This window comes from Allopusillimonas soli, assembly GCF_004153445.1.
Classification (GTDB): Bacteria; Pseudomonadota; Gammaproteobacteria; order Burkholderiales; family Burkholderiaceae_B; genus Allopusillimonas; species Allopusillimonas soli.
Window position 1 is genome coordinate 369,438 of the sequence record NZ_SDQC01000002.1, and the last position, 10,195, is coordinate 379,632.

12 protein-coding genes are annotated in these 10,195 nt (G+C 60.6%); 7 read left to right on the forward strand and 5 right to left on the reverse strand.

All coding sequences use genetic code 11. From position 1 onward, the window contains the following. The first annotated feature begins 1 nt into the window (after position 1). Positions 2–730, forward strand: a complete 729-nt coding sequence (locus ERD78_RS07515; RefSeq protein WP_129968661.1) for an RES family NAD+ phosphorylase — start codon at positions 2–4, stop codon at positions 728–730. Here ERD78_RS07515 and ERD78_RS07520 read toward each other — a convergent pair. Continuing rightward, positions 715–1,494, reverse strand: coding sequence for a PRC-barrel domain-containing protein (locus ERD78_RS07520; protein ID WP_129968662.1), 780 nt, complete (start codon positions 1,492–1,494; stop codon positions 715–717). The genes ERD78_RS07515 and ERD78_RS07520 overlap by 16 nt on opposite strands. 166 nt (positions 1,495–1,660) lie before the next feature. On the opposite strand from ERD78_RS07520, the gene ERD78_RS07525 reads away from it, so the two are divergent. The 4 genes from ERD78_RS07525 (at position 1,661) to ERD78_RS07540 (ending at position 6,745) form a co-directional block, all read left to right on the forward strand. Continuing rightward, complete coding sequence (locus ERD78_RS07525; protein WP_129968663.1) at positions 1,661–3,136, forward strand: cytochrome ubiquinol oxidase subunit I; 1,476 nt, start codon at positions 1,661–1,663, stop codon at positions 3,134–3,136. A 5-nt stretch (positions 3,137–3,141) separates the two neighbouring features. Next, the gene (gene cydB / locus ERD78_RS07530; protein WP_129968664.1) at positions 3,142–4,149 is read left to right on the forward strand and encodes a cytochrome d ubiquinol oxidase subunit II; all 1,008 of its coding nucleotides are present in this window, start codon (positions 3,142–3,144) and stop codon (positions 4,147–4,149) included. Continuing rightward, the gene (locus ERD78_RS07535; protein ID WP_129968665.1) at positions 4,136–4,288 is read left to right on the forward strand and encodes a DUF2474 domain-containing protein; all 153 of its coding nucleotides are present in this window, start codon (positions 4,136–4,138) and stop codon (positions 4,286–4,288) included. The genes cydB and ERD78_RS07535 overlap by 14 nt, the downstream gene beginning before the upstream one ends. A gap of 75 nt (positions 4,289–4,363) precedes the next feature. Further along, the gene (locus ERD78_RS07540; RefSeq protein WP_129968666.1) at positions 4,364–6,745 is read left to right on the forward strand and encodes a heavy metal translocating P-type ATPase; all 2,382 of its coding nucleotides are present in this window, start codon (positions 4,364–4,366) and stop codon (positions 6,743–6,745) included. Here ERD78_RS07540 and ERD78_RS07545 read toward each other — a convergent pair whose 3' ends face one another. Then, positions 6,746–6,943: a heavy-metal-associated domain-containing protein gene (locus ERD78_RS07545; RefSeq protein WP_129968667.1), complete on the reverse strand. Its 198-nt coding sequence runs from the start codon at positions 6,941–6,943 to the stop codon at positions 6,746–6,748. 21 nt (positions 6,944–6,964) lie between these two features. Between ERD78_RS07545 and cueR the strand changes: the two genes are divergently transcribed. Next, positions 6,965–7,378 carry a Cu(I)-responsive transcriptional regulator gene (cueR, locus tag ERD78_RS07550; protein WP_129968668.1) on the forward strand — a complete coding sequence of 138 codons (414 nt, stop codon included), beginning with the start codon at positions 6,965–6,967 and terminating at the stop codon, positions 7,376–7,378. Here cueR and azu read toward each other — a convergent pair. After that, positions 7,375–7,821, reverse strand: coding sequence for an azurin (azu, locus tag ERD78_RS07555; RefSeq protein ID WP_129968669.1), 447 nt, complete (start codon positions 7,819–7,821; stop codon positions 7,375–7,377). The two genes, cueR and azu, sit on opposite strands and share 4 nt — an antisense overlap. 137 nt (positions 7,822–7,958) lie before the next feature. Here azu and ERD78_RS07560 point away from each other — a divergent pair, with 137 nt between their 5' ends. Then, positions 7,959–8,636, forward strand: coding sequence for an O-methyltransferase (locus ERD78_RS07560; protein ID WP_129968670.1), 678 nt, complete (start codon positions 7,959–7,961; stop codon positions 8,634–8,636). An 82-nt stretch (positions 8,637–8,718) separates the two neighbouring features. Here the strand turns inward: ERD78_RS07560 and ERD78_RS07565 are convergent, their stop codons facing one another. Next, a complete protein-coding gene (locus ERD78_RS07565; RefSeq protein ID WP_129968671.1) occupies positions 8,719–9,051 on the reverse strand; it encodes a chaperone modulator CbpM in 333 nt (110 codons plus the stop codon). A gap of 2 nt (positions 9,052–9,053) precedes the next feature. Further along, positions 9,054–10,193: a DnaJ C-terminal domain-containing protein gene (locus ERD78_RS07570; protein WP_306669772.1), complete on the reverse strand. Its 1,140-nt coding sequence runs from the start codon at positions 10,191–10,193 to the stop codon at positions 9,054–9,056. Positions 10,194–10,195 lie beyond the last annotated feature (2 nt).

Here is a 10,195-nt window from a genome sequence, read left to right on the forward strand (position 1 = left end):
CATGCGAGAGCCGCCACGCACGGCGCTGCGTCAGGCCGACACCTGCCGCCTGCTGCCATCCCGTTTCGTGGACCAGGAAGACTCCGTCCTGGCTGCCTTGGCCGAAAACGATGCGGTTCTGCACGACATTTTTGCGCTGGACAATGCCACGAATACGCGTCTTGCGGCAGGACGGGGTGCCTTGCCCGGCATAGGGGTGGACGAGCTGGTTTACGGCGTGCCCAATTTCCGCATTATCAACGCGGCCTATACCTACCCCAGGCCCGAGGGCAGCCGGTTCAACGACGGCCAGCGCGGGGCCTGGTATTGCGCCTTCGACACCGAAACCGCGCTCGCGGAGATCGTCTTTCACAAAACCGTCGAATACGCGGAAATCGACCATTTTCACGATTGCGTTCGGTATCAGCTATTGCTGGCCGACTTCAGCGGCACCTTTCACGATATCCGCAGTGCGCGCGGCTATTCGCGCTGTCTGGATCCGAACAGTTACATCGCCTCCCAGACGCTTGCTGTCTCGTTGCTTGAGCAAGGATCCATGGGCATCCTTTATCCCAGCGTTCGCAGAGAGGGTGGCACCAATCTGGCCTGCTTCCGGCCTGCTCTGGTGGGGAATGTCCGCCGCGATGCCATCTACGAATTGCGCTGGGATGGCCAGCCGACGCCGCACATCAAAATGCTGAAGACTTCCCGTCGCCGTGCCGCCAAGCGGCAGACTCATACGTCCCAGTAGCCGGGACGGCGATAGTGCTCATGCAGGCGCTTTTCGTAATCCCGATCCACGGCCTGATCTCCGGCATACTCGGGGCTGTTCTTGATTTGCTCCTGCGTGAGGCCAGTCTGCACCCTTGAGTCTGTCCAGTCCACACGCTCCACCCAGTCGGTAGACAGCAACACATGCTTGCCACCGGGCCACCAGTTGCGGGTATCCACGAGCAGGTAGCGCACAACCCAAGCCTCGTCATCAAAAATGAAATCCTCGACATGCCCGACGTCGCCGTCGGTGCCCGCGATGTGATAGCCGCTGACAGCTGCGCTGCTTCGCAGATGCACGTCTTCTTCGTTGCCGGCGGGCCGCGCCGCAGATTCCTGCTGCGCATCCGGAGGCGGCACGGATGCAGACTCTGGCAAAGGCAGGACGGGGTAGCCACCCGCGCCCCACAGATAGGGGCCCGTCCAGTAATTGTCATAACCGTAATACGTTGAAAACTCGCTTTCGAGCTGGCGGGATACAGGCTTGTCGGTGTCAATGTCGGGGCTGTTCTTCACCTGCTCGCTAGTCAGGGATACGCGAATGCGCTCCCCGTCCTCGTCTATGCCTTGAATTGCGTAGGGAGAAATCAGAACCGAGCGTCCCATCAGCCACGGCCCGGTTGCCACGACCAGATAGCGTACGCCCCATTGTTCGTCGTCGAAGTAGACCTCCCTGACGCGTCCAAGCTCATCGTCTGTCGCCTGAATCGCATAGCCCTTTATTGTGTTTACATTGCGCAGCATGGGAGGCTCCTTGTGTGTTGAGTTTCCAGTTACAGAGCAAATACCATGCCTGCTCTCCCGCTAGGCAGTGAAGCGCATATGCGCTACAGTCGGAACTGCGCCGTGGCGATGCAAGCTTGCGATTTCCCGAAGCCATGCGCACCCATTGCCTCGAAGGAGCTTGCGGATGCTCGATGCGTTGATGCTGTCCCGGATTCAGTTTGGCTTCACCATTGGGTTTCACATCATATTTCCCGCCGTCACCATCGGGCTTGCCAGCTATCTGGTGGTGCTTGAAGCCTGCTGGCTGAAGACCCAGCGCCAGGTATACCGCGAGCTCTATCATTTCTGGCTCAGGATTTTTGCCGTCAATTTCGGCATGGGCGTGGTCTCCGGCTTGGTCATGGCTTATCAGTTCGGCACCAACTGGAGCCGATTTTCCGATTTCGCGGGCGGCATCACAGGGCCCTTGCTGGCCTATGAGGTGCTGACGGCATTCTTCCTGGAGGCAGGCTTTCTCGGCGTTATGCTCTTCGGCTGGCGCAAGGTAGGGCCGGGCCTGCACTTTTTCTCCACCTTCATGGTTGCCGCCGGCACACTCATGTCGGCAACATGGATACTAGCCTCCAATAGCTGGATGCAAACGCCCGCCGGCTACGCCATCATCGATCATCAGGCCGTGCCGATCGACTGGCTAGCGGTCATCTTCAACCCTTCCTTTCCATACCGGCTCGTGCACATGAGCCTTGCCGCATTCCTCGCGACTGCGCTGATAGTCGGCGCCTGTGCAGCCTGGCATCTGCTGCGCGGCACTGACAATCCCTGTGTGCGCAAAATGTTGTCCATGGCCATGTGGATGCTGCTGATCGTTGCCCCCATACAGGCTTTCGTCGGCGATCTGCATGGCCTGAATACGCTTGAGCACCAACCGGCCAAGATTGCCGCAATCGAAGGACACTGGGAAAACACGCCAGGGGAAGGCGTGCCACTGACGCTATTCGGATGGCCCGACATGGAGGCGGAGAAAACCCGCTTTGCCGTCGAGGTCCCGCACTTGGGCAGCCTGATTCTCACGCACAGCTGGAAGGGACAATTCCCTGGTCTCAAATCGTTTCCACCGCAAGATAGGCCTTATTCACCCATGGTTTTCTGGAGCTTCCGAATCATGGTCGGGCTGGGGCTGCTGATGATCGCGCTTGGCCTGTGGGGCACGTGGGCGCGCTGGCGGGGGAGGTTGTTTGACGCCAAGATGCTGCTGCGAGCCGCCTGCTGGATGGGGCCGGCGGGGTTGGTGGCGCTCATTGCCGGATGGATTACCACGGAAGTCGGACGCCAGCCCTGGATTGTCTACGGCCTGCTGCGGACAGCCGAGGCAGTCACGCCAAACACGACGGCCGAAGTCGCCGTGACGCTGCTGCTGTTCGTGATCGTATATTTCGTCGTGTTCGGCGCAGGCATAGTCTACATGCTGCATCTCATGCAGGCAGGCCCCGGTCCCCACAGTATCCCGCCCTCGGCAAGCGGCGATGGCGAGGAGCGCCGGCCGGCGCGCCCATTGTCCGCTGCGCCCGACAACCTGGCGCCGGACAATGCCGCGCTCGATGGGCGGCCGGGTCCCGGGCCAGCCGATCCGACGTCTGGCCCGGACATGAGGACGAGGTGAACACCATGGGTATCGATCTTGCACTGATCTGGGCTGTCATCATTCTCTTTGGTATTCTCATGTATGTGGTGATGGACGGCTTTGACTTGGGAATCGGTATTCTTTTTCCCTTCTTCGGAGACCGTCATGACCGTGACGTCATGATGAACACAGTGGCGCCCGTCTGGGATGGCAATGAAACCTGGCTGGTATTGGGCGGGGCGGGCCTACTGGCAGCATTTCCGCTGGCCTATGCCGTAATTCTGGACGCTTTCATGATGCCGCTCATTCTCATGCTGCTTGGCCTTATTTTCCGCGGCGTAGCCTTCGAATTTCGCTTCAAGGCCAGTGAGGCGCGGCGACATTGGTGGGACAAGGCATTTATTTTCGGATCATTTTGTGCCACTTTCTTCCAAGGCGTGACGTTGGGCGGCTTCATTCACGGCGTCCCGGTGGCTAACCGGGTATATGCCGGCGGGGCGCTGGACTGGTTCTCTCCGTTCTCAGTGTTTTGCGGCCTGGGACTGGTGGCCGCCTATGCCTTGCTGGGCTGCACCTGGCTCATCCTGAAAACGCATGGCGGGCTTCAGGAGCGCATGCGGGTGCTGGCCAAGCCTCTGACGTGGCTGCTTCTGGCCGTCATTATGGTCATCAGCGTCTGGACGCCGCTGACTCATCCGGCCATCGCCGCACGGTGGTTCAGCTTCCCCAATCTGTTATGGTTTGCGCCCGTGCCTGTTCTTGTGCTGCTGGTCACATGGCTGCTGCTGCGCTCGCTGACCGGCGCACCGCACGCTGGGCCCTTTCTTCTGACGCTGGCCCTGGTTTTCCTGGGCTACAGCGGTCTGGGCATCAGTGTCTGGCCGTATATCGTGCCGCCCGGCATCACGATCTGGCAGGCCGCCGGGCCGGCGCAAAGCCAGGGCTTCGCATTGGTGGGCGCCTTGGTCATCATCCCGTTCATCCTGATGTATACGGCCTGGTCTTACTACGTATTCCGCGGCAAGGTTACACAGGAAGATGGATACCACTGAAAAAAACACCGGCGGGCGCCGTCCGTGGCTGCGCCGCCTGGCCTGGCTGGCCATCATCTGGACCGCCAGTGTCGCCGCCTTGGGCGTTTTTTCCTATCTGCTGCGTCTATTCATGAACGCTGCGGGGCTGCACAGCTGATGGCGGGCTTGACCTTCCTACGATGGTAAGCTTTACATTGTGCTTGTCATTCGTTAATCAAGCACGAGATTCGCCATGAGCTCACATTCTCTTTCTCCATCCGGTGGCCCGGCCGCTGGTACGGGCCGTACGGATATCCGGCCGAAAGGCTCACCGGGCGGGGGATCCTACGACTTATCTGTCACCGGCATGAGCTGCGCCTCCTGCGTAGGGAGAGTGGAGCGCGCGCTTGCCGCGGTACCCGGCGTAACCTCCGCTTCGGTCAACCTGGCAACAGAAATGGCGCGGGTGCGGGCCGCAGACGCGACTTCTGTGGCTGACTTGCTGGCTGCGGTAAAGAAAGCTGGCTATGAAGCCGACGTAATGCCTGACCGCGATATGCTGCGCGAGGAACGCGCGGCGCGGCAGGATGCTGAAAGACAGTCTCTCTTGCGCGATTTGCGCCTTGCCGTGGCGCTCACGCTGCCGGTTTTCGTGCTGGAGATGGGTGCGCATCTCTGGCCGGGCATGGCGGCCGCGGTATCGGCCCTGCTCAGCGAGCAAGGCAGCTGGCTGCTGCAGTTTGCATTGACCACCGCCGTGCTGCTGTTTCCAGGGCGACGGTTTTTCACATCCGGGTTGCCTGCCCTGGCGCGCCGCGCACCCGACATGAACTCGCTGGTCGCGGTGGGGGCGGGCGCCGCCTATGCCTATTCGCTCGTCGCCACTTTTATCCCCGGCGCGCTCCCCGTTGATGCGGTGCATGTGTACTACGAAGCTGCAGCGGTCATCGTCACGCTGATCTTGCTGGGCCGCTTTCTTGAGGCCGGCGCGAAAGGCCGCACCTCGGATGCCATCAAGCATTTGATGCAGCTACAGCCGGATACGGCACGTGTGCAGCGCAATGGCGAGATTGTCGAGGTGCCCGCAAGCCAGATACGCCCTGGGGATGTCCTCCTCCTTCGGCCGGGCGATCGGATACCCGTGGACGGCGAGATTGTTCAGGGCAGCGGCTACGTCGACGAATCCATGATTACCGGAGAGCCGGTGCCCGCTGCCCGGAACGTCGGCGACACCCTCGTGGCAGGCACGGTCAACCAGAACGGCCGCATCATGCTGCAGGCGTGCCAGACAGGAGAAAACACCATCCTGGCCCAGATCATACGCACAGTGGAACAGGCCCAGGCATCCAAGCTACCCATCCAGGCGTGGGTGGATCGCATCACATTATGGTTTGTGCCGGCAATCATGGCGCTTGCAGTCATCACCTTCGTGGCCTGGCTGCTGTTTGCACCATCTCCAGCGCTTGCGCATGCCGTGGTAAGTGCCGTTGCCGTGCTGATCATCGCCTGCCCCTGCGCCATGGGCCTGGCCACGCCCACGTCTATCATGGTCGGCACGGGGCGCGCGGCCCAGCTGGGCGTGCTGATACGCCGGGGTGAGGCGCTGGAGTCCTTGCAGCAGGCCAAGGTGGTGGTATTCGACAAGACCGGCACGATGACCGAAGGACATCCTGTGCTGACGGACATGGTCCCGGCGCAGGGGCAGGCCGGAGACACAGTCCTGGCGCTTGTGGCATCCGCGCAGACAGGTTCCGAACACCCGATCGCCAGCGCCATCGTACAGGCTGCGCGCGACCGGGGGATATCGTTGGCCATGTTGGATGAATTCGAGGCCCTGCCGGGACTGGGTATCCGGGCGGCAGTTCGACCCGAGCATCCCGCTGGAGAGGAAGGTACGCTGGCGAAAAAAGAGGGCAGCAGCCTGCGCGTGGATGCTGGCAGCAGCCGGCTGATGGACACGCTGGGCGTGGATGTGTCCGCTTTCCTGCCACAGGCCCGGCGTCTGGCGGAAGAGGGCAAAACGCCGATCTATGCGGCCATCAACGGCAAGGCGGCGGCCATGCTGGCGGTCGCGGATCCCGTCAAGACCGGTACCGAGGCCGCCATCCGTGCCCTGCATGCCTTCGGGCTGAAGATTGTGATGATGACCGGAGACAACCAAGGTACCGCGCAAGCCGTGGCCCGCCAATTGAATATTGATGAAGTATTGGCGGAAATCCTGCCCGCAGACAAGGCCGAGCAGGTGAAGACGCTTCAGTCGCGTTACGGTAAAGTCGTGTTTGTAGGCGACGGCATCAACGACGCACCTGCCCTGGCTCAGGCCGATGCCGGTATTGCGATAGGCACAGGCACCGACATCGCCATGGATGCGGCCGATGTGGTGCTGATGTCGGGTGATCTGCGGGGCGTGATCACTGCCATGGCGATATCCCGCGCGACATTGCGCAATATCCGGCAGAATCTGTTCTGGGCCTTTGCCTATAACACGGCCTTGATCCCAGTTGCCGCCGGGGTGTTATATCCATGGGCGAATATCACACTGTCGCCGCTGCTTGCTGCCGCCGCAATGGCCATGTCCAGTATATTTGTGGTGGGCAACGCGCTGCGGTTGCGGCGCTACGCGCCGCCCGGCTGATCAGGCGGGAACGGGCGTATAGCCGGCCTGTATTATGGCCGCCGCGACGGCCTCGGCGTCGCCCGCACCCTCTATACGCACGCGATGCGCAGCAAGATCTATATCAATCTGCGCTGTCGGGGCCAGCTTCTTGACCGCCTCGGTAATGGCGGCCTCGCAGTGCGAACAAGTCATGTCGGAAATCGTGAATTCGATCATGTGAGCCTCCTGGAGTCATTCATGAATATTGGTGAAGCGGCACACGCATCGGGCGTGACGGCCAAAATGATACGCCACTACGAGCACATCGGCCTGCTGCGCCCCGTGCCGCGAAGTGATTCGGGCTACAGGCTCTACACAGACACCGAAGTACAGGCCTTGCGGTTTATCAGGCGTGCGCGCGCGCTGGGATTTTCCATGGAGCGCATCCGTACATTGCTTGGACTCTGGGAGGACAGCGAGCGTCATAGTGCAGACGTAAAGCGCCTGGCCTGCCAGTACATCAAGGAGTTGGACGAGGACATCCGGAAGCTGCGTTCCATACGCAAGCAATTGCAGCATCTGGCCATGCACTGCGCGGGTGACAAGAGACCGGATTGCCCCATTCTTGAGAACCTGGCCGACGATGCCGGCCAGGACTCGGCGCGAAGCTAGCCCGCGAGCGTGACCTTGCCGGTCATGACAGCCCAGTGGCCCGGGAAGGAGCAAAAGAAGGCGTAATCCTCGCCTTCCGAGAGCTTGGATACATCGAATGTCACCGATGTGGACTCGCCTCCGCCAACGACGTCGGTGTGGGCGATGACGCGCGGATCATCGGGCTTGACATAGTTGTTGTCCAGGCCCGCCGCCATGCCGTCCGTTGCAATACCTTTTTCATCACTCTTCTTGCTGATGACCACATTGTGGCCCATGGCATTCTTCGGCAGTTTGCCTGTGTGTTCCAGCTTGATGGTAAATTCCTTGCATGTCTTGTCTATGCTGATTTCCTTCGTGTTGAACTGCATGGCGTCATTGGCCTCGATAGTGACGTCGCATTGTGCCATCGCGGGCAGGCTCAGCACCGAAAGCAGGGCGGCGAAAGTGAGTTTTGCTAGCATGGAGTTCTCCGGTTGGGGCTAAGAAAACATGGAAGCGGGAAGCATATTTGCACTTTCCCGATGCCATTATTTGAACCTCGAAGTGAAACAAATGTGCGGATTCACGTCAAACGAACAGGGTTATTCAAGGAGCAGCCATGAGTGAGCAGCAAGAATGGGACCGCGTCGACGATTACTTGTCGGACATGCTGGTTCAATCCGATCCAGCGCTCGATCTAGCCTTGCGCAGCAGCGCCGAGGCGGGCCTGCCGGCCATCAATGTTTCTCCCAACCAGGGCAAGCTGCTGCATCTGCTGGCCCGCATGTCCGGGGCGCGCCATATACTGGAAGTGGGAACGCTTGGCGGCTACAGCACGATTTGGCTGGCCCGCGCGCTGGCACCGGGCGGGAGGCTGGTGTCTCTGGAGAAAATACATCATCATGCCCAGATTGCGCGCAACAACATTCACAGTGCCGAGCTGGATGACATGGTGGACATCGTCGTGGACGATGCGCTGGCGTCCCTCGATCGGCTCATTGCCGATGGTGTCGAGCCCTTCGACTTCATCTTTCTAGATGCCGACAAGGAAAACAACGCCGCCTACCTGGAACGCGCGCTAAGGCTGTCACGTCCCGGCACCGTAATCGTGGGCGATAACGTCGTGCGCAAAGGCCGCATTACCCACGAGGGCAACACCGACCCCGATGTGCTGGGGGTGCGAAAATTCCTGACGCTCATGGCCGATAGCCCCGAGCTCGACAGCACGGCCGTCCAGACCGTCGGCAGCAAGGGGTGGGATGGCTTTTCACTGTCCATCGTTTCCGATCGGACATAGTACTTGGGGCAGCATCGTATGCCGCACGCAGCCGCACAGGCACGGCGGCTACGAGAAGGACTTCGCCTGGCCCCCACGGCCGCTAGCGATGTCCCCTGCCAGGCAGCAGACGAGCTCTAAGACTCGCGATTTCCGCCTCCAGCATGTCCACGCGGCGTAGCAGGCTCATGGCCACCGTCAGTCCCTGCAGGTCGAGTTCGAAATCGTCTCGCAGGCGCCGCGCCTTTCTGGCCAGAACCAGACAATCGGTATGAAAAAAATAGTTGGCGCGGTCTTGGTTGGAAGGTTCGAATACGCCCGCATCAACCAGCGCCATCACGTCCTGCTGGCTCAGCCCGGATACCTCCACAACGTGCTCCAGGGAGCAAATATCGGATGCATTGAGCCATATGGCCTCTGTTATATGCACAGTCATTGTCAGGCTCCCGAGTAAAGTTGCGCGCGTGGATCGAACCCAGAGGTTTCGGCAAGCTGCTCGAACAGTGCCTTTTCACGCTCGCTGAGCGAACGTGGCACGTCGACGCGCGCGACGGCGTAGAGATCGCCGGCTGCGCCAGAGGATGCAGGTAGGCCTCGCTTGCCCAGACGTAGCTTGCGCTCAGATGTGGTACCTGGCGGTATGGTAAGTTCCACCGGCCCGCCGGGCGTGGGCACCTGTACTTTGGCGCCAAGCGCCGCCTCCCATGGCGCCAAAGGCAGCTCCACATAGAGATCGCGCCCGTCGACCCGGTAAAGCCGGTGCGGCTGCAATGTCATGACCATATATAGATCGCCAGGCTTGCCGCCATTCAGGCCTGCGCCGCCCTTTCCAGGCAAACGCAAGCGCTGCCCATCGGCGGCACCCTTGGGAATGGACACACGAAATGTACGGGGAATTCGGCGTAGCAAGCCCTGCCCATCGACCTCAGGCAGTGCCACGCTTACCTCGGTTTCGGCTCCAGCGTAGATCTGCTCCACAGTGACGGGAAGCGCAATCTCGAAATCCTCGCCGCGAAACGGGCGCTGCGCCTGCTGACGCTGCCCCTCACGCTGAGCGGCTGCAAACGCCGCCATCAGATCGGCCAGATCGACATCGCCAAAGTCATCCATGCCTTGCGCGCCGAAACCCTGTCGCCAGGATTGCGGCGGAACAAAATCCTCACCCTGCGGATGCCGGCCCAACTGATCGTAGGCTTCACGTTTTTCGACATCTTTCAAGGTGGCATAGGCCTCGGCGACTTCCTTGAATTTTTCTTCCGCGCCCGCTTCCTTGGAGACGTCGGGGTGGTATTTATGTGCGAGCGCGCGATAAGCCTTCTTGATATCAGCGGCGCTGGCGTCCCGATCAACGCCTAGAATCTTGTAATAGTCGACATATTTCATCAATTGCTCCGGGAAATCCACCACGCGCTCAGCGGCACTGTCCATGGCCGAGGACATGCCCTCGAAAACCGGCGCGATTCCGTCATCTGTAAAATAACGGCCAACGCGCCCAGAGACAAGCCAGTCCAACACCGCCTGACAGTCGCCGAATGGCAAATCCCATGCCCGCGCTTGCGTGCATGGAGCGCTCTCCATCC

What these genes read in the sequence shown, in the direction of transcription:
- cueR (WP_129968668.1), top strand. Translation starts at nt 6,965, where the DNA reads ATGAATATTGGTGAAGCGGCACACGCATCGGGCGTGACGGCCAAAATG.
- ERD78_RS07535 (WP_129968665.1), top strand. Translation starts at nt 4,136, where the DNA reads ATGGATACCACTGAAAAAAACACCGGCGGGCGCCGTCCGTGGCTGCGC.
- ERD78_RS07520 (WP_129968662.1), bottom strand. Translation starts at nt 1,494, where the DNA reads ATGCTGCGCAATGTAAACACAATAAAGGGCTATGCGATTCAGGCGACA.
- ERD78_RS07560 (WP_129968670.1), top strand. Translation starts at nt 7,959, where the DNA reads ATGAGTGAGCAGCAAGAATGGGACCGCGTCGACGATTACTTGTCGGAC.
- ERD78_RS07515 (WP_129968661.1), top strand. Translation starts at nt 2, where the DNA reads ATGCGAGAGCCGCCACGCACGGCGCTGCGTCAGGCCGACACCTGCCGC.
- ERD78_RS07525 (WP_129968663.1), top strand. Translation starts at nt 1,661, where the DNA reads ATGCTCGATGCGTTGATGCTGTCCCGGATTCAGTTTGGCTTCACCATT.
- azu (WP_129968669.1), bottom strand. Translation starts at nt 7,821, where the DNA reads ATGCTAGCAAAACTCACTTTCGCCGCCCTGCTTTCGGTGCTGAGCCTG.
- ERD78_RS07565 (WP_129968671.1), bottom strand. Translation starts at nt 9,051, where the DNA reads ATGACTGTGCATATAACAGAGGCCATATGGCTCAATGCATCCGATATT.
- ERD78_RS07545 (WP_129968667.1), bottom strand. Translation starts at nt 6,943, where the DNA reads ATGATCGAATTCACGATTTCCGACATGACTTGTTCGCACTGCGAGGCC.
- ERD78_RS07570 (WP_306669772.1), bottom strand. Translation starts at nt 10,193, where the DNA reads ATGGAGAGCGCTCCATGCACGCAAGCGCGGGCATGGGATTTGCCATTC.
- ERD78_RS07540 (WP_129968666.1), top strand. Translation starts at nt 4,364, where the DNA reads ATGAGCTCACATTCTCTTTCTCCATCCGGTGGCCCGGCCGCTGGTACG.
- cydB (WP_129968664.1), top strand. Translation starts at nt 3,142, where the DNA reads ATGGGTATCGATCTTGCACTGATCTGGGCTGTCATCATTCTCTTTGGT.